Source organism: Pantoea stewartii (assembly GCF_011044475.1).
Classification (GTDB): domain Bacteria; phylum Pseudomonadota; class Gammaproteobacteria; order Enterobacterales; family Enterobacteriaceae; genus Pantoea; species Pantoea stewartii.
The window spans coordinates 47,184-66,661 of record NZ_CP049115.1 but is presented as its reverse complement, the minus strand read 5'-3'; the positions used below and the strand labels follow the sequence as shown (position 1 = coordinate 66,661).

The following is a 19,478-nucleotide window of genomic DNA, read 5'->3' as shown; positions in this document are numbered from 1 at the left end:
AAGGGACTTTGCGGCACAGTGGCTGATATACACGACAGCCGGGCAGGCAAAACTTATTCAGAGAGTAATAATGACATACAGTAAAGATGAAAAACTCCGTGACACACTCATTGGAGAGGCTGCCCTGGCATCCCTTGAGGAGCAGGGCAGCGTCACATTCAAGAGCGTGCTGGAAAATCTTGATGCCATCATGCGTTCTTCTGACAGCGAAGAGAAAAGCCGCGCAGTCAGCATGGCCATCAGTGAAATTAAAGCCGATATGGCCGCTCGTCGCTCTCCTGATGACAGGGACGATGATCATGCCGCCCATCTGTCACAAGATGCCGATGAAACCTCACGGAACTGATCGTGTCTCAGCGTCATACACGCCTGTCAAAGCAAGTCATTCACGATTAACGACACAAGCAGGCTGTCTGTTTGGGGACGAAAACAGCGTTGAAGCGCTATCCCTGCCAGGCAAGGCTTTCTGTAAGACAAAACGTATCGTATTACCGTGACCGGAACGACACCAGAGAGAGTAAGGCCCGATATTCTACGCACGTAGCTTACGGCGACAGGCCCGACTGCGACGCAGATAAGAAGATGCCTGACGTGAAGCGGATATTAATGCATCTTTTTCATAAGCCGGATAATGAGTTCACCGCAGTCAGCGCGCGTTTTTGCCTCTACGGTATGTTCACTCATCGTCTGCAAGGCCCTCGTCAGGTCTTCAGGCATGACAGTGCCCTCCCGTCTCAGGAGCTGGCTGACGGTTCTGCCTACCAGAGCAAGCACCTCTTGTGAAATATCGTGCTCATTGTTTTTCAATCGTCCTCCCGGCAGGTGTATAAACATACAGTTTATCACTTTTCACCCCACCACCCAACCTCGGCTCTTTCTTGCGCTTTCAGGTTAAGACAGTGCAAATGAAACTGAACACCCGAAGAGATTACGCTAACCGTAATAACTTTAAATGAAAAAGATTTTCTCCCTTCCGGTCGCAGTGCCATTATGTTCCCTTTAACGCACGAATAACAGACCTGGCCTGGGTTACGCGTACCTGTTTCTGAGTGCATCAGGACAGAACAGGGTAAGTGCTGAATATTTTAAGCAGGCATTATCTGCGGGGACGACTACAGTCAGTGGTGAGGTTGTCATAAATCGTACTTATGGAGGATTGACCGTGTTACTTCAAGACGACGAGAAAGGCCACGTCATTATTGGCGAAGCAGCATTGCACCTGGCGCTGGCTGACAGGGAAATAAACATTACTTCTCTGATGAATGAACTGAGACGCATGGCAACAGACAATTGCAGCGACGATCGCCTGAGTAAAATCCTGGAAGCCAGAACATGGCTAAGAGCATTTTTAACGCCCGGTCTCGTAAAGCAGCCAGTGCCCTACCTGCAGACACTTGCAGGCCTGAACGAAGAAAAGAAATAACGCCAATGGACGTAGTCCGGCCCCGGCCGGAAGACGACGATACGAGATAACCTCATCGGTCTCGCGCGAGCGTGTACCGGCCGGAGATACTGTCAGGGACGACACTTCACGGCATGTTGCGAATAACCACGGTGTTGTCTTTTGCTCCTCATGCGGTCAAAACACGTTCTGTAAACGAAACGATCGCGTCAAACACGCGGATACAGCCGGCTGACGACGCGTGGCGCTTTCTTTTCGAGTACGGCCGCCCCCTTTCCTCACTGTGTTCCCCTGACACTCGCTTTCGGGTTGACTTTGCAGCCCGTCAGAAATACGCAGGACGATTTAACGTTGACCTGCGTGTCGTTTTGTTTATAGTGAGTCGCTGTTCTGCTCAGGAAAGCACCATTTTGCCCCCTGACAGGCATCGCCGTCTGCCCCGGATATCGCGTCCCGGCAGGAATGTCCTTCCTGAAAGCCCCTTATGGCCGTAAAGGAGAATTACCATCATGCGTCTTACGCCACCCTGAGTTTTCCCCCTTCCCTGGCGCACCGGCTTAACCGATCGCGCACGCAATAACATCCCGACTGCGGATGTGCTTTTGCATCACTAAATTTTGCCCGCATGGGCTTACTTTCATCTAAAAAGCTGAGAAATCAACATGTTGCTGTCCTCGACGCGTAAGGACTGGCTGGGTAACGTCCGGGGTGACGTCCTTGCCGGTATTGTGGTCGCGCTCGCCCTTATTCCAGAAGCGATCGCCTTTTCGATTATCGCTGGCGTAGATCCCCAGGTCGGACTCTACTCCGCGTTCTGTATTCCCTTCGTTATGGCCTTTCTCGGTGGCCGACCGGCGATGATTTCGTCGGCCACCGGCGCGATGGCGCTGCTGATGGTCACGCTGGTTAAAGAGCACGGCTTGCAGTATCTGCTGGCGACCTCCGTGCTGACCGGCCTTCTGCAGTTGCTGGCAGGCTATCTCAGGTTAGGCAGTCTGATGCGCTACGTCTCCCGCTCGGTGGTGACCGGCTTCGTCAACGCGCTGGCCATCCTGATATTTATGGCCCAGTTGCCGGAACTGACTCATGTGAGCTGGCAGGTTTATGCCCTGACCGCTGCCGGGCTCGGCATCATTTATCTTTTCCCCCGGATCACCAAAGCCATCCCTTCCCCCCTGGTCTGCATTATTGTTCTGACTGCAATCTCTGTATGGCTCCATCTGGATGTGCGCACCGTCGGCGATATGGGCAGGCTGCCCGACAGCCTGCCCGTGTTTCTGATCCCGGACATTCCGCTGAATCTGCACACCCTGCTGATCATCCTGCCTTACGCCGCAGGCCTGGCTGTGGTGGGATTGCTGGAGTCGATGATGACCGCCACCATCGTGGATGACATGACCGATACAGGCAGCGATAAAAACCGCGAGTGCAAAGCGCAAGGGATCGCCAACATCTGTACCGCCTTTATTGGCGGTATGGCGGGCTGCGCCATGATTGGTCAGTCGGTGATTAACGTGAAGTCAGGCGGCCGGGGACGGTTGTCCACCCTGACGGCGGGCGTGGTGTTACTGCTGATGGTAGTCTTTCTGCGCCAGTGGGTATCTCAGATCCCGATGGCAGCCCTGGTCGCCGTGATGATTATGGTATCTGTAGGAACCTTCTCCTGGCAGTCGATTGCCAACCTGCGCACCCATCCCATGTCCACCAGCGTGGTGATGCTGGCCACCGTCGTCGTTGTGGTCGCCACTCACAACCTGGCGCTGGGTGTGCTGATCGGCGTACTGATTGCCTCGCTGAACTTTGCCACTAAAGTGGCGCGCTTTATGGCGGTGTCCTCTGAACGGCAAGGTAACACACGTATTTATACCGTGACGGGCCAGGTCTTTTTTGCCTCGTCCGATCGCTTCACCCGCCATTTTGACGTCAGCGAGGAGGTGGAACGCGTCATTATTGATGTCACCCATGCACATTTCTGGGACATCACGTCAGTGAGCGCGCTGGACCGCATCGTGATCAAGTTCCGGCGGGAAGGCACGGAGGTCGGGCTGCGGGGAATGAATGCGGCAACGCAAACTTTGGTTGACCGCTTCGGCGTGCATGACAAACCTGACGAGGTTGAAAGACTGATGAACGGTCACTGAGAAACAGGGCTGGGGCTGTGGGTCCCAGCCACTGGATGCGTGGCCAGACGCGCCACGCTTTCCCGCAGTTGAGTGTTTCGGATGGGCCTTCTACGCTTAAGCCTGACCAGATGGGCGTTACTGTACCGTCTGTTTATATTCAACGGTTAACGGAGGTCAAATGACAGACACGACTGTCACCCGTAAAGATACCCACACGCTTTTTTTTGATGTCAATGAAACCCTCCTGGATACCGCGCCGTTAAAAGCCTGTGTGGTGCGTCGTCTGGGCAATAAACCCGAACGCGCAGAAGCCTGGTTCACTTCGCTGCTGCATTACTCGCTGGTGGAATCCGTCACAGGCAGCTGGCACCGCTTTGGTGATATCGCAGAAGCCGTGCTGCAGATGACCGCCGAACGCTATGGGATCACGCCTTTACCTGACGCTACTTCGCTGGCTGACGCCTTATCGGCCATGCCGGCTTTTCCTGACGTTGCTGACGGTTTATCCGCATTAAAATCGCACGGCCTGACGCTGGTGGCGTTGACGAACTCGTCACAGGCGCTGGCTGAAAAACAACTCAGTCAGGCGGGGCTAAGCTCTTTTTTCAGCCGGGTGCTCAGCGTCGAGTCATTACAGGTCTATAAGCCGGATTTGCGCGTTTATCGCTGGGCAATGGATGAAATGAAACAGCCAGCCACATCATGCATGATGGTAGCCGCGCACGGCTGGGATGTCGGCGGTGCGAAGCGCGCGGGGATGAAAACCGCCTTTATCGCGCGGCCGGGACAAACGCCTTTCCCGTTGGCGCCTGAACCCGATGTGATCGTCAGGGATATTGGCGCGCTTGCCGCTGTGTTCACTCACCGGTGAAACAGAACCTGCCCCGCGGTAACGACAGCCCGCAGGGCAGAAAAACCCACGCAACCCTGCTATGATCGCCGCCTGAAAGCAGTAAGCACTTTCCCTGAGGACCTGATATGACCCCTGATGTTCCACTCAAGTATTATGACATTGCTGAAGAATACGCGGCAGAAACAGCAACGCCGGTCAGCGAGTCAGAACATGATGCGCTGGCGCACTACTTCCAGTTACTGATTACCCGGCTGATGAATAACGAAGCGATCAGCGAAGACGCGCAGCAGGAGATGGCCGCCGAGGCAGGCATTGATGCGGCGCGTATTGACGAGATCGCCACCTTTCTGAATCAATGGGGCAATGAGGACTAATGTCGATAACTGATGCACGGACGTGCATCAGTTTTATGGGCTGCCTGTCCGCTTTCTGTTTCTTTTAATATATGGACTCAAAAAAAGGATTTTTCACACTCAGCAGGAGCAAGAGGAACGGCACAATGCCTGATGTGGGCGGTCAAGAAAGTGAATGTCACACGGAGCGCCGTCATGAAAAACTGCACCTGTGCCGGGCACAGGCGCAGACGATAAACGCTAGGACGCGTGTTTGCCGAAGGATACCGACTCCTCCTCCTCATTGGTAATATTAGGTTTCGCCAGGCTGGCGCTCACGCCCCAAAAGTAGCAGACCAGGGATGCGACAATGATAAGGATCATGTCGAATGGCGTGCTAATCACGCCGCTCCCGCCGTAGGTACCGAGCATGGAAATCACCATCACCACAATGTAGTAAGCCAGCAGCCACCAGGCGCAACGCAGATCCTGACTGAAGTCGCTGTTCTTCTTACCAAAGACGGCGTAAGCGACCCAGGCAATAATCAGGATCGGGATAAGAATCTCATTGACCGACCAGCCGCTCCAGTAAATCAGGAGCGTACTGGCTACAAACGCCAGCGGACTGAGCAGCCCGGCTATCGGCAGGCGAAACGGGCGCTGCATGTCCGGCAGGTGACGACGAAATGCGCCCAGCGTGATCGGGCCCGGCATATAGGTAAAGACGGTGGCCGAGGTGACCGCACCGATTAATCCGCCCCAGACCTGAAACTCAGAAGGCAGCGTCCAGGCGATGGCCAGCAGCAGCGATAACCACAATGCGCCGCGTGGTACGCCCGATTTTGCATCCACTTCACCAAACACTTTAAACAGATGACCGTTACGCGCCCAGGCAAACAGCACGCGCGCAGCCCCCGCCAGATAGATGTTGCCGGTTCCGGCCGGAGAAATCACGGCGTCGATAAGAATCAGGTTAATCAGCCAGGTCAGTCCCAGGCTGCGCGCTAAATCGGCATAGGGCGACTGGAACACCTGCTTCAGCCCGGCCCAGCCATGTTGTGACAGTAAATCGGCCGGCACCGCGCCCATAAAGGCATACTGCAGGGCCAGGTAAATCACGAAGCTGACGGCAATGGCAATACCAATCGCCAGCGGTACGTTGCGCTGTGGGTTTTTAGCTTCACTCGCAAAATCCACGGCCTGGCGAAAACCAAGGTAGGCGAAGACAATCCCTGCCCCCGTCAGCGAGCTAAAAACACCATGCGCCCCGCCCGGCGGTGCTGGCGGAACGTCAAGATTCGGCGCATGAAAGTAAAGCAGGAGCGTAATGATGGTCAGTACCGGCACGATGAATTTGAAGGTGGTAACAATGGTATTCACACGACCAAAAAAACTCACGCTCCAGTAGTTAAGCAGGAAAAATACCACCAGCAGCCCAATCTGCACCACAAACCCTAATCCCGTTGGGCTGCCGTCCGTATGCCCCAGGGCAGGCCACCAGTAAATCGCGTACTGACGAACGGCCTCCACTTCCACTCCGGCGGTGCTGGTATACGCCAGCAGAGAACTGACACCAATGACAAAGCCGACGATATTGCCGTGCGAATAGTTGGGATAGCGCACAAAACCGCCTGCGCGCGGCAACGCCGAGGAGAGCTCGGCGTAAACCAGGCCAATCATCAGCACAATCACCGCACCCAGCACCCAGGCCCAGCCGGTATGGCTGCCTGCATAACCGGAGCTGTTAAGGGCGGCATACAGCCAGCCCGACCCGATCATGGAGCCGATGCCCAGTAACGACAGATCGACCAATCCTAATTTCTTTTTAAGTCCCGTGGACGCCATAATATGCCCCTGTATGATTTTGATTATTAGATGTTGTGCGTGGGAATAAAGCATATTGTGTGCCAGCACTATTTTACTGTCGTGATGGTTTATGTAAGAAACATTCTGGTTCACATAAGCAGGCGATAAAGGGTTTCAGGCGATGCTTTCTACGGAAATAAACAGATCTGTCGACAATCAGGGCAAAATTAAGCAGGAGATCACGGTGCAAGGCGCACTGCAATGATCCGAAAAATATATTGTGAAGGTAATTGAAACATTCCGTCACCGGTAAAAAAGTCATGACACAGTTTTGGACGCCTCTGAGCCTGAAAGCCGGTGAAACAGCCCCCTGAGAAACTGACGCGCTACCTTCTGCCCTGCCTTAGTCAGGCTTTGTACGCCCGCCGTTCGCATTTTGCCGGGCCATCCGATGCGGGAACGCCGGACGCAAAAACAGGCTTTCCTCATCCTCATTAATACGATCAATAAGAGCGGGCAGTCACAGACGGCGTTTTTTTGCACCAGGCCAACACGTAAAGATGTGTTCTGGCCTGCCGGGAATAAAAACAGATTGGTCAGGCGGCACGGAACTTTTTTATCTGGCCCGCTGATGGTGTGTTAATACCCTGTCCGCAACATGAAGGGAGAATAAGTGAGAAAATGGCGCAGTGCGGTGCCCTTATTTAAACAGCGGATGTCAGTGAATCATCTTTATTAAACGGGCACATTTTGCGCCTGTTGCCAGCGTCCTGAACGGATCCGGTAATCCAGCCCGTCCGGGCTGGATTACCGGCACAACAGGCTCCCGGGAAAGCCACCGTTACCCGATACTCAACTTTGGGTAGGCTTCCCACTATACCGGCTGATCGGTTTTTCAGACGGCTGTTTCATCTCACGTCCAAACGCGCGGACGCCTGCCAGAGCCGGTTTAATCCCGCGCCATAACTCTTCATCTTTCAGTAATCGGATGATGCCGCGGATGCCGGGTGCGCTTTTGTCTTCCCCGGCCAGTCCGGCCCCCCGCATCGCTTTTGCGGCATTAACGATCCCCAACAGCACAGGATTGAACTCTTCGGGGGGAATCGTTGCCAGCGCCTTAAAGACCAGGGACAGATTCTGCATGGCATTAAGCGCTCCAGGCTGGTTCAGGCCGTCAACCAGCACACCGGCAATCTGGGTATTGGCATTGACGATATCTGTAGCCAGACGCAGGAAGCCATGTTGATGAAGGCTTTCCAGCAGCGTGGCAAGGGCTTCGTTTGCTGTGGGCTCGGTGCGCGTGGGCGGCACGTCATACTTTAGCGGTTCAGCCATTAAAACTTCTCCGGATGGGCGGTGTGTTCAGGCGGCAGCGTATAACCTGGCTGACGCCATTTATCCTCAACGGGCAGATGATCGCGCGGCGTGCGGTGCCCATGGCGAAAATTGTGCGACGGCAGCGGTGAAGCGTGAGGAGGACGCGCCAGCTTCTCCAGGCGAATGGCAATTTCTTTATAGGCTGGCGTCTGCACGTCAGGATCGTGATGATCCCCCGTGAGTCCGTTTACGCCCGGCTTACCATGATGTATCGGGATAAAAAGGATATTACCTGCCACGCGTTCAGTAATGATCACCGGCACCTCAAGCGCACCGCGCCGTGACGTCAGTCTGACCCAGTCGCCTTCCTGCAAGTGACGCTCCTGCGCCAGTGCGGGGCTGATTTCAACGTACCAGTGAGGCGACAGCGAGGTGATTCGTCCCCCCGCCCCCGTCTGGTTGGTGGCCTGAAAATGCTCCAGCATGCGGCCGTTGTTAAGCAGCAGATCATAATGGGCATCGCTCTCCTCGGCAGGCGCTTCCCACTGCAACGGATAGAGCCGCGCTTTGCCATCGGGGAAGTGAAAACCGTCGGTATAGAGCAACGGCGTGCTACTGCCGTCGGCGCTGACAGGCCAGAGCTGTGACTGCCAGCCCGCCAGCCGGTCATAGCTGACGCCGGCAAAGATACCGGCGATGCGCGCCGCTTCCGCCATAATGTCGGCGGGATGCTGATAATACCAGGGATGGCCCAAGCGGCTGGCGAGTTCGGTCAGTATCCGCCAGTCGGGACGACTGTCGCCTAAGGGCGGTAGCACCTCGTAAAAGCGCTGAATACGCCGTTCGGTGTTCACAAACGTCCCCTCTTTTTCGACGCTCGGGCAGGCAGGCAACACGACATCCGCAAATTCTGCCGTCCGGCTCATAAAGATATCCTGCACCACCATAAAATCGAGCCGACTGAACGCCTCATGGACTTTTGTGGAATGCGCATCCGCAAATGCCGTTTCTTCACCAATGATGTACATCGCTTTCAGCGTGCCCTGATGCGCCTGCTCGATCATCCGGTAATTATCTGCGCCCACTTCCGCCGAAAGCGCTTCCGGATCGACGCCCCAGGCCGCCGCCCATTTTTGCCGCACGGCCGGATCCGTGACGCTTTCATAGCCGGGATAGACATTACTCAGGCAGCCAAAATCACTGGCCCCCTGCACATTATTGTGGCCGCGCATGGGATACCCGCCGGTGCCTGGCTTACCATAGTTGCCGGTCACCAGCAGCAGATTCGAGAGTGCGGTGCTGGTATCCGAACCGTGACTGTGCTGCGTAATGCCCATCGCCCACAACAGACAGGCGCTTTTGGCCTGGCCTATCATTTCTGCCGCGTTCGTCAGTTCCTGCACGCTCAGACCGGTTAACTGACTGGCATAGTCGAGCGTGAAAGGCGCCAGCGACGCCCGAAACTCGGCGACGTTATTGACCTTTTCGGCAAGAAAGGCCTCATCGGCATAGCCGTGATCGAACATGTAACGCGCCATCGCCGATGCCCACACCATGTCATAACCCGGCTTAATCCGCAGGTACAGATCCGCGCGCTCAGCCATTTCATGGCGACGGGGATCCACAACGAGAAGCTGCTGCCCGTGATGTTTATGGGACTGTTTGATATGGGAGGCAATGACCGGGTGATTTTCTGCAATGTTGCTGCCGACGATAATGATCAGCGACGCCTGCTGCATATCCTTGATGGTTCCCGCGTCGCCCCCATGGCCGACGGTCCGGAACAATCCCTGGGTGGCAGGGTTTTGACAATAGCGGGAGGAGTTATCGACATTGTTGGTGCCAAAGATTAAACGGGCGATTTTTTGTGTCAGATAGGCTTCTTCATTACTGGCTTTACTGGAACCGATAAAGCCGATGCTGTTGCCGCCCGACTGTCGATGAATCTGCGTCAGGCGCTGGACGATAACCGCCAGCGCTTCATCCCAGCTGGCGGGACGAAAGCGCCCCTGCTCACGGATAAGCGGGGTGGTCAGGCGGTGCGGATCATTCACAAAATCCCAGCCAAACTTGCCTTTTACACAGGTTGAAATGCCGTTTGCGGGTGCATCTGCAACCGGCTGCACTTTTAGGATGTGGCGATCACGCGTCCACATTTCAAAACTGCAGCCTACGCCACAATAAGTGCAGACCGTTTTCGTTTTTTTAATTTCAGACTGGCGCATCGCCATATCGATCAGTGAAACACCGGTAACGGGTCCCGCGCCGATGCTGTTTTCCAGTTTTTTAACCACGTCAATCAGCGGACGTTTCACGGTTTCCGGCATATTGGTGAAGGGACCGGCATTGGGCTGCATCGTTTTTTCCAGCAGCGCATTGCAGGGGCAAACGGTAACGCAATGGCCGCAGCTCACACAGCTTGATCCGGCTATGCGCTCGCCACCGTCCCACAATACGCGGGGATGATCGGCGGTGTAATCGATAGACAGCGTTTCGTTTACCTCGACGTTCTGGCATGCTTCTACACAGCGACCACAGAGGATACACTGGTCAGGATCGTAAGTATAAAAGGGGTTGGTATGGTCTTTTTCCGCAGGCTTACGTTCATAGGGATAATACTGGATCGGTATCGCCATATCGCTGACCGCGTTGTGTAAGGTGCAGTCGCCGGTATTGTGTTCGCATACCGTACAGTAAAGTTCATGGCGCGCTAAAACGCGGTCCATGCCCTCTTCCTGCGCCGCCTGCGCCTGCGGATCTACACTGCTCACCACCATGTCGTGTGCGGTTTCTAACGTACATCCCCGCACCAGTTTGCCCGCATGCTCTACCCAACAGACATCACAGGTTTCCAGTGGCTTCAGAGCGGGGTGATAACAGACATGCGGCAGTTTTTTGCCGTGCAGTTCGAGAAAATCAATCAGGGGCAAACCTGCCTGACCTGACAGCCGTTCCCCGTTGTAGACAATGGTGCATGTTTCCATGATTTTACCTTTTTTCTTTTCGCGGATGGGATACGCGGTCATCGGCTTTCTGCCTGTATAAAGGCCAGGTAATTTTTATTTCCTGTTAAAACTAGTTGTGCACAGTCGATAAATCAGGCGAGACGGCAGGAGAATTTGAGGGAAAAGGGGTAACAAAGTGTAAGCGCAATATCGGAAACAGGATTCTTATACCAACGGAATATGAAACAGGCAGCCAGCCACCAGGAAAACTCTTAAATTCTTTTTTTTGCTCCCTTCCTAATAGTTTTTGGTTGCCGCTTACGCTTGCGAAAAAATATTTTGTGAAATTAACTTAGCGACAGGTTTCCCCCAAACCGAATTTCACTGTTTCACTTAACCGCCGCGCCGGCGGTTTTTTTTCGCTAAAATAAAGCCAGTAAAATGACGTAGCGTTCTTATATAACAGACCCGCGTTTTTTCGGTGCACACTTTCGGATGCCAAACGATTATATTCACGTTTCTCTCGTGTTATAAACGCCGCCCTGTACCAGACCTTTCCACAGCAGGTATGGGCTGTGACTTACGCTGGCACGGTGAAGGCGAGGCGGCCTCGTCCTTTGCCACCCATGCTGTTGAGATAAAACGTCATCGGTCAGTCAGCTAACCACAGGGGCCGTCTTTAACCGCCAACAGTCCGGTCCCCGGTACTCAGACGAGATCCCAGACTGCGGCGGCCCGGTTAACTGCGAATTATTCAGGGTTTTAAAATCACTTTTGTCCACCCGCTGTCGCGGTTGTCAAAATGTTTATAGCCCTCTGCGGCTTCTGTCAGCTGCAGCCGGTGGGAAATGATTTGTCCCGGCTTCGCTTTGTCCTGCGCGATCAGACGCGCCAGCTGGCGGTTATAGGCTTTGACGTTTGCCTGACCAGTGCGGACAGACTGGCCTTTAAACCAGAAGCTGCCGAAGTCGAAAGGCATTTTACCTTCTTTCGCCAGATCGGTGGCAGCACCGGGATCCTGTGGCACAAACACGCCCACCACGCCAATGCCGCCCGTCGCTTTGGTGGAGGCCACCAGGCTGTTCATGGTGTCGGCGTTATCTTCAACCCCATGTTTGTTACAGCACTGATATCCCACACATTCGCAGCCACAATCGGTGCCCCGGCCATCCGTCAGGTCGAGAATTTTATTTACCGCATCGGCCCCGGTGGCATTAATGGCAATGGCACCGAGTTTTTCAGCCAGCGCCAGCCTGTCGGCATGCGTGTCCACAACGTACACTTCGGAGGCACCCTTGATAATCGCCGAATGCGCCGCCATCAGTCCTACCGGCCCAGCGCCATAGATAGCCACACTTTCACCGGGTTTGAGCCCCGCCAGTTCAGTGGCATGCCAGCCGGTGGGAAAAATATCAGACAGCATGACGTAATCGTCTTCCTTTTCAACCGCATCGGGTGGCAGCACCAGGCAGTTAAAATCGGCAAAGGGTACGCGCAATAATTCTGCCTGCCCACCAGACCAGGGCCCCATTTCGGCAAAGCCGTACGCCGCCCCTGCCGTGCCTGGATTGGTCGTCAGGCAGAAGCCTGTCAGCCCTTTTTCACAGTTTTCGCAGAATCCGCAGCCGACGTTGAAAGGCAGGCAGACATAATCTCCGACTTTCACGCGCTCCACACCGCTGCCGATCTCTACCACCTGCCCCAGATTTTCATGGCCCAGGATACGGCCCTGTTCGAAGCTGGTACGCCCTTCGTACATATGAAGATCAGATCCGCAAATATTGGTGGTGGTGATACGAACCAGAACATCCGTGGGACGCTCAATTTTGGCATCGGGCACGTCTTTTACTGACACATCGTATGGTCCGTTATAAACGACTGCTTTCATATTTTTCCCCTCGGGTCATGGATGATTTGGCGCCCACCGGCCCTGACCGGGACGGCGAGCGGCATCGGATTTTCTGGGCTGGTTAATCAGCCTGACGCTAATCGTGCGTTCGCTGTGGAAAGAGGCCGTTCGCTTAAAATACGCGTGACTAAAAAGCGTGATTGCCTGCCCTGTTTTTAAAATAATTAGGGTTGCGCAATATTTTCGGATATTTCCGACAAATTTAACTACGGCGGAATAATGACAGATTCCCTCTGGAATGACCTGCGATACATTTCTCCTTCGTGGTTAAGATTTGCCTTCATGTTCTTTTTAAATCAGTCTTAAAAGCGTAACTGAGATAAATAAAATTGCTGCTCATCGTGAAAATTAATTCAAATAAAAATAACTTAGACTTTTTTTACAATGACTTATCTGAGAAGGTGATTATGTGAACGGAAGTTACAAAGGAGAAAAGCGAAGCCGCCTGCTGATTTAATGCACAGCAAGGCCGTAAACCTGAACAGATTAATTACAGACGGTATCCGAAAACATGAATTCCTTCTGTCTGACAGAAAATCGTGTTTATTTTTCACAGGTTGCGCATTATGCCCGGCAGGGGATTATCACGGCCTGGCTTATATTACCTTTCTGCGTGTTAATTTATCATGGCAGTATTCGCGCTTGTGGCCCGTTCCCGCCGGGCTTTAATTACAGGCTGCCGGATGCTTACTCTGTCAATACAGATTCAGGCAATACGCTGATCCTGCCTGTGTGCTAACGGTTCTTTCCTTCGGTGCTGAGCCGGTCTGGCGGGTCAGACCGGTGTGGAGACATAAACGTGCACAACGCTATCAGGCAGGGAGATGGCAGCAGGTAAGTGATCTCCGGCCTGCCCCGTCCGATGAGGTGCCTGCGAGGGCGCAGGTTTTTACGATGCGGCAGCGTGCCCATTCAGCTGGGTTTTGAACGTCCCGGCAATATCTTACTTTCCGCGCCCTGCTGTTTAGCGGAAAAATCCTGTTCCACAGGGTGTTCTGTGCCCATCCGGCTACTGATGTCGATACCGAACACACAGAAGCCCAGCAAGTCTTTGGCTTCATCTTCCACCCGGGTAATGATAACCAGATCAATACGGCCGCCCGGCAGCGTCACTTCATAAGGCGGATAAGGCAGCCCTTTTTCGCGGAAATCCTGAAGCCATAACAGTTTATCCGCCTCCGAAGGGATGACTTCATAGATATAACGGTCGATGAGATCGTCCAGTTCCCAGCAGACGCGTTCGGCGAAGGTCTCACTGGCATCCACGATCCGGAGATCCGTGTTGAGGAAACAGATGGAGGTCCCGGGCGCAGCGTACATGGACGAGATCTGATGCGCGCGCTGATCGAGAGACATGCGTTGTACCCTGCGATGAAATTTTTTACCCGGTCGGGTGAGTAGCAACGCGTGCGTCTCATCTGCGGTCAGCGGCTTGCCGAATAAATAGCCCTGCGCATAGGTGCAGCCTATCTTACGCAGCATTTCCGCCTCTTCCTCTGTTTCAACCCCTTCGGCGATCACGTCCATATCCAGACTGCGTCCCAGGCCGACAACGCTGGAAACAATCTTGCGACTGTCCTTTTGGTGCAGCATTGAGCGAATGAAACTGCTGTCGATTTTGATTGTGGTGGCAGGAAGCTGAATGAGCCAGGCCAGGCTTGAGAAGCCGGTGCCAAAGTCATCCATTGCTATCATGCAGCCCATCTCTGAAAGGTAATCAATCTGCGCACGCGCAGAATCCACATCATCTATCAGGGCCGTTTCGGTGATTTCTATCTTGAGCCTGGGCAAACTGAAGGCGTACTGATTTGCCACGTGCTTGATGATGTCAGGCAGATGGCGGCCCTTCAGTTGGGAAGGCGAAACATTAACCGATAAAAACTGCTGTTCGGGCCAGGTGCCTGCGGTCAGAATGCCCTGAGTTAACAGGACGGCGGTCAGTTCATTCAGCAGGCCCTGACGTTCCATTTCGGGAATGAATTGATCGGGCGGGATAATAAGCCCGTCCGGTAAAACGCGGCGGGCCAGCATTTCAAAGCCGACGACCCGCTCATCCTCGAGCGACACAATCGGCTGAAAATAAGGCGTAAATTCACCGGCCTGAAGCCGTTTCTTAAAGCAGGTATGCAATGTCGCATTTTTTCTTTTCGTGTTCATTCAGGTGCCTGCAACCTGCCGCGTGTTTTCATCCGGCCGTTATGGGTGATCGATTAGTCGTTAAGTCCTCATAAAATGACGAGGTTTCATATCTGAAAAAGGCGCGCTGGCGGAATGTCTGCCGTCACCCTCTCTTTCAGTCAGTCATGAAAGGTTGAGCCGCCGTGAGATGGCCGCATCATATTGCTGCACGTTGGGAAACGCCGGGCGTTTTGCCTTTCATTCTTCTGCCAGCACTTGCGCTGTGATCGTGTTATCGGCATTAAACAAGCGAACCGTAGTGATTTATGCTTTTCAGTTGCGAATCACCTCGCATGATCCCCGCTAAGCCCCTGCCCTGCCTTGCTGAGGAGCCGCAGCCAGGCGGCGCATTGACCGTGTTGATCGGGCTGGGGCGAAATTTTTTCGTCCTGCGTGGCGCGTCACTGACAAACGCCCCGGGAAGACGAGGGACACCGTCACGGCAGACTGGCTTGTCCCCGCAGCAAAAACGCGGTGCTACCGCTGCCTTGCTTCATCCTGAACAAGCCGCCACGTGGGAGGTTATGTAAAGACAGAGACTGACTATGTAAATTATTCCTTGTCTGGCCGGGCCTGCCGATAACCTTTTTGCAGCATTAGCGGAAACAATTCTTATGGAGAACCTTATGTTCAGACCAGGAAAAATGTCACTCAACATGATGCTCAACGCGGCTTTCCTGACCGTCATCATGCTCGGCGTGTGTATTACCCTTTTTGCCGGTATCAAGCTTAGTACAGTCAGAGATCAGCAGAAGCTGACGGTGGCCCGACTGAATGATTTGCGCACCTTACAGACCATTAAGGACAACGTTGCACAGCAAACTACGCTGCTTCTGGCGGCATCCTCGGGTGACAGGCACGCATCCATACAGGATATCGCTGCAAAATTTGCGGCATTACAACAAAACAGTGATGACACCACCGCCCACTTCCGCACGCTGATTAACGGTGCGCGTACCATTCCGGGTATTAACCTCAGCGAAGTGGATGAAGCCTCGGACTTTTTGAAAAAAATCGAAACGTCATCGCCGCCTTTCAAGGCCAGTGCGACGCGAGCCCTGCAACAGGACGACAATGCCGTCCGTGAACATATCGACAACGCGCTACTGACGGACCTGGCGAACTACCGCTCAGCCGTCAACGATATGGTGGCTTATCAGGATCGTGTGACCGGCGGTACGGCAGTGAAGACCGAAACGGGGCTGGCAGGCGTGTTCCTGTCGCTGAGCGTGCTCACCGTGGTGTTTATCGCTCTGGGCTTTGTCATGAGCTGGCTGATTACGCGCCGTATCAAGAAACAGTTGGGCGCAGAACCCGCCCAGGCACAGGCGCTGGCCGCCGCCATTGCCGCCGGCGATCTGAGTACGCCGGTTAAACTTCGCCGCGATGATGCTTTCAGCCTGATGGCCTCACTGGCAGGCATGCAGGACAACCTGCGTGACCTGGTATCGCAGATTAAAGCCTCATCCGCTTCCGTCTCGCTGGCGGCCGATGAAATCTCACGAGGCAATACCGAGCTGTCTTCCCGAACCGAACAGCAGGCCGCCGCATTACAGGAAACGGCCGCCAGTATGGAGGAGCTGACGACAACGGTGAAAAACAATGCCGCCAGTGCGCAGAAGACCGCCGAGTCTGCCCGTGAGACCGCCTTGCTGGCACGTAAGGGGGAAACTGACGTGCAGAAAATGTCGGATACCATGCACACGATTTCGGCCAGTGCGCTTAAAGTTCGCGACATCATCGCCGTGATTGAAAGCATCGCCTTCCAGACTAATATTCTGGCGCTCAATGCCGCCGTAGAAGCCGCGCGCGCCGGTGAAGATGGCCGGGGTTTTGCGGTCGTTGCGGGGGAGGTCAGAACACTGGCGCAGCGCAGTGCGACGGCAGCCCGTGACATCAAGCAGCTCATTGAGCAGGCGGTTACGCAGGTGGAAAGCGGCGTGGGCGTCGCGCAGGGAACGGGGGAAAGTATTCTGAAGATTGTCGGTATGGTCGGCTCACTGGCGTCCGCCATGGATGAGATTTCACTGGCATCGACTGAGCAGATGCAGGGTATTTCGCAGGTCAGCATCGCCGTCAGTCAGATGGATGGCGTCACGCAAAATAACGCGGCCCTGGTTGAGGAATCTTCCACCGCGTCTCACGGTCTGTCTGATCAGGCGCATGCGCTCCAGGCGATTGTGGAAACGTTCAGGGTCTGACCCCGACAGAGGCCAGATGCAGATGCTGGCCTCTTTCATGCTCCACGCGCCGCTCTCAACTCTCCCCTTTCCCGTTTCTCAGCCATCAGGCATCGCTGTCTTTTAGCGGCTTCGTTACAGGCTTTCATGTCAAACCACCTGCGCATTCATTTCTACCGGTCAGGACAGTCAGATGAAACGCCATTCAGTCCCTCGGCATCCTGTTTAAAGGATTTAAAATGCTGGTTGTCGTCAATTTTCACCACATAGACAGAATCGAAATCGGTTGCTGGCCAGTCCGGCACCTGCCCGGCATCCCCACCCGTTTTTTCAACCAGCCTGCGCGCAGCGGTCACCAGATTTTTGTGTTCCCAGGAGATAAACGTCAGAGGCACCGCTTTTTCTGCCAGCAGATCCGCGACCAGCTTATTGGGCTTGTCGGCGTGAAAGCGCAGTATGACGGGTTGAGAAACCTGTACCGCCAGAGGAATAAGAGTTGAAAGCGGGCGCAGTGAACTGCCGGTTTTATCCTCTTTTGGTGCCGAGGCATAAAGCGCATCGGGATTGCCGTAGCGGCTGAGCAATACCCTCGGCAGTTTCAGGGCGCGATTCAGCCCTTTGCAGGTCAGTTGCCCGCTGGCGTTGTCGGGCTTTTCGCCATGACGGAAAAACACAAATGTACTGTCAGCCGAAGCCTTCAACGGGATAAGTGTTGCAAGACCAAACAACAGCGCGAAAACGTTTTTCATCCGTGTTTCCTGTTGGCGATGATGGCGGAGTGGATAACCTACTTCACGTGGGCCTGTAATAACCAGGGGTAAATGATGGGTAAGACGGCAAAAGCAAAAGACTGGCGAAATATCGCGGTTGATGTGGTCAGATTTATCGGCTGTATTGCGTCTGCCAGGCGCGAATATTTTTTGGCGGCGGTCTGTGATTATAAGGCCTGCCCCGTTTCCTTTCTCTGCGTTGTAAGAGACCGGCCCGCCAAAAAAAGCCCCATTCGGGCATTACCCTACATGATCTGCAGACAAAGCTGCCCGGCTAAACAGTAGAAAATTTCATCATTTAGCTGACTTATGCATCCTGCAACATGGCCGATAACCAGTCTGTAATTAATTTTAATCACAGGGAGCAGTTATGTTAGGCAAATTATTCAGGAAATCCCCGCCCGCGCCAGAAGTCATTTTACCGCCACGCCAGGAGGTGCCCGTCGAAGAAGTGCCGCCATGCGAGGCGTTATCCGATCGTCTGGACAGTTTTTTGGCTCTGCTGCCAGAGTTCTTGTGGGTCTGTGAGGGGAAAGACATCACCGACAGCACTCCGCTCTGGATTTCATCTGCCGCGCCGTTTAATTTTCCGCAAGGGGGGAACAATATCCTGACTCTCTCGGCGCTTTGCTCGCTTGTTCATGATGAAGACAAAAGTCATTTCAGACAGCTTTTACGAACCGTTCAGCCCTCTGCCGCTTCCGGTGTGACCCATAAATGCCGTTTTATGACGGCAGGCGGCAGCTACGAATGGTTTCAGGTAGCCGTTAAACGTGAGCGCGGCGCTGACGGCCATAACCAGAGGCTGACAGGTACGTTGCTGAACATCAGTGAGGACGTGGCGCACGAAAGCGAATATGACATTGTCATGACCCGCTTCAACCTGTCGCGTGAAATGCTGAATGACGGGCTCTGGGACCTGCAGATCATCAATGGTGACCCTTTACATCCGAATAACGTTTTCTGGTGGTCCCCACAGTTCAGAAAACTGCTTGGATTCGAAACCGTTGAAGAGTTTCCTGATGTGATTGACAGCTGGGCTTCCCGTCTCCATCCCGACGACAGTCAGCACACGCTGGATGCCTTTATCAAACACCTTAACGACCATTCGGGCGCAACAGGTTATGACGTTGAATACCGCGTTAAACTCAAAAACGGCAATTACCGGTGGTTCCGTGCACGCGGGCAGACCCGACGGGACAAAGAGGGTATACCTTTGCGGGCGGTCGGGGCGCTGATCGATATACAGACGCTGAAAGACCAGGAAGTTCAGGCTGAGCATGAACGCCAGCGAAGAGATGAGGCATCAGCCTCTGTCAGTGAGATCGCTGATTTAGTCTCTGAAAATGCCAATATTGCCGCTCAGATCAAACTCATCTCACTGAATGCCAGCATTGAGGCCGCCAGAGCCGGCGTGCAGGGACGAGGGTTTTCTGTTATTGCCAGCGAAATCCGCGAACTGGCCGACAGAACCGCGGAGATAACCGAAAACATAAGCCGTCTGCAAATCCGGCTGGATGCCTCTTCGCGCCTTTAAAATCATCACTGCACCCTTCAGTTTCATCGCACACTTTCTGGTTGGCTTCCGGGGAGTGTGCCCACTACTCAACACAACATCCCATTTTGCCGGGCTCGGACTGAATTGCGCATCATACCCTTTACT

13 protein-coding genes are annotated in these 19,478 nt (G+C 54.1%); 7 read left to right on the top strand and 6 right to left on the bottom strand.

The annotated features are described in order from the left end of the window. The first annotated feature begins 70 nt into the window (after positions 1–70). The 5 genes from G5574_RS00285 to G5574_RS00265 all read left to right on the top strand — a co-directional run bounded on the left by G5574_RS00285 (position 71) and on the right by G5574_RS00265 (position 4,752). On the top strand, positions 71–346 hold the full coding sequence (locus tag G5574_RS00285; protein WP_033741039.1) for a hypothetical protein: 276 nt from the start codon (positions 71–73) through the stop codon (positions 344–346). Between the two features lie 816 nt (positions 347–1,162). Further along, the gene (locus tag G5574_RS00280; RefSeq protein WP_006119675.1) at positions 1,163–1,423 is read left to right on the top strand and encodes a hypothetical protein; all 261 of its coding nucleotides are present in this window, start codon (positions 1,163–1,165) and stop codon (positions 1,421–1,423) included. A gap of 641 nt (positions 1,424–2,064) precedes the next feature. Beyond that, positions 2,065–3,543, top strand: coding sequence for a SulP family inorganic anion transporter (locus G5574_RS00275; RefSeq protein ID WP_058708732.1), 1,479 nt, complete (start codon positions 2,065–2,067; stop codon positions 3,541–3,543). A gap of 160 nt (positions 3,544–3,703) precedes the next feature. Next, a complete protein-coding gene (locus G5574_RS00270; protein WP_164481843.1) occupies positions 3,704–4,396 on the top strand; it encodes a haloacid dehalogenase type II in 693 nt (230 codons plus the stop codon). A 107-nt stretch (positions 4,397–4,503) separates the two neighbouring features. Further along, entirely contained in the window at positions 4,504–4,752 is a 249-nt protein-coding gene (locus tag G5574_RS00265; RefSeq protein WP_006119678.1) for a DUF2543 family protein, read from the top strand. 219 nt (positions 4,753–4,971) lie between these two features. On the opposite strand, the gene G5574_RS00260 is transcribed toward G5574_RS00265, so the two are convergent. The 5 genes from G5574_RS00260 to G5574_RS00240 all read right to left on the bottom strand — a co-directional run bounded on the left by G5574_RS00260 (position 4,972) and on the right by G5574_RS00240 (position 14,844). Next, positions 4,972–6,555: an APC family permease gene (locus tag G5574_RS00260; RefSeq protein WP_164481842.1), complete on the bottom strand. Its 1,584-nt coding sequence runs from the start codon at positions 6,553–6,555 to the stop codon at positions 4,972–4,974. An 813-nt stretch (positions 6,556–7,368) separates the two neighbouring features. Then, positions 7,369–7,851, bottom strand: a complete 483-nt coding sequence (locus tag G5574_RS00255) for a helical membrane plugin domain-containing protein (RefSeq protein WP_039340755.1) — start codon at positions 7,849–7,851, stop codon at positions 7,369–7,371. Next, positions 7,851–10,817 (bottom strand): formate dehydrogenase subunit alpha, encoded by a 2,967-nt coding sequence (gene fdhF, locus G5574_RS00250; RefSeq protein ID WP_164481841.1) that lies wholly within the window; start codon positions 10,815–10,817, stop codon positions 7,851–7,853. Before fdhF ends, G5574_RS00255 begins: the two co-directional genes overlap by 1 nt. Before the next feature lie 715 nt (positions 10,818–11,532). Continuing rightward, on the bottom strand, positions 11,533–12,666 hold the full coding sequence (locus tag G5574_RS00245; RefSeq protein WP_033741031.1) for a glutathione-independent formaldehyde dehydrogenase: 1,134 nt from the start codon (positions 12,664–12,666) through the stop codon (positions 11,533–11,535). 933 nt (positions 12,667–13,599) lie between these two features. Then, positions 13,600–14,844, bottom strand: coding sequence for a sensor domain-containing phosphodiesterase (locus G5574_RS00240; protein ID WP_164481840.1), 1,245 nt, complete (start codon positions 14,842–14,844; stop codon positions 13,600–13,602). Positions 14,845–15,491: 647 nt separating this feature from the next. Here G5574_RS00240 and G5574_RS00235 point away from each other — a divergent pair. Beyond that, the gene (locus tag G5574_RS00235; RefSeq protein WP_164481839.1) at positions 15,492–17,066 is read left to right on the top strand and encodes a methyl-accepting chemotaxis protein; all 1,575 of its coding nucleotides are present in this window, start codon (positions 15,492–15,494) and stop codon (positions 17,064–17,066) included. Positions 17,067–17,218: 152 nt separating this feature from the next. Here the strand turns inward: G5574_RS00235 and G5574_RS00230 are convergent, their stop codons facing one another. Next, positions 17,219–17,794, bottom strand: coding sequence for a histidine phosphatase family protein (locus G5574_RS00230; RefSeq protein WP_164481838.1), 576 nt, complete (start codon positions 17,792–17,794; stop codon positions 17,219–17,221). Positions 17,795–18,185: 391 nt separating this feature from the next. Between G5574_RS00230 and G5574_RS00225 the strand changes: the two genes are divergently transcribed. Further along, complete coding sequence (locus G5574_RS00225; protein ID WP_039340773.1) at positions 18,186–19,352, top strand: methyl-accepting chemotaxis protein; 1,167 nt, start codon at positions 18,186–18,188, stop codon at positions 19,350–19,352. Positions 19,353–19,478 lie beyond the last annotated feature (126 nt).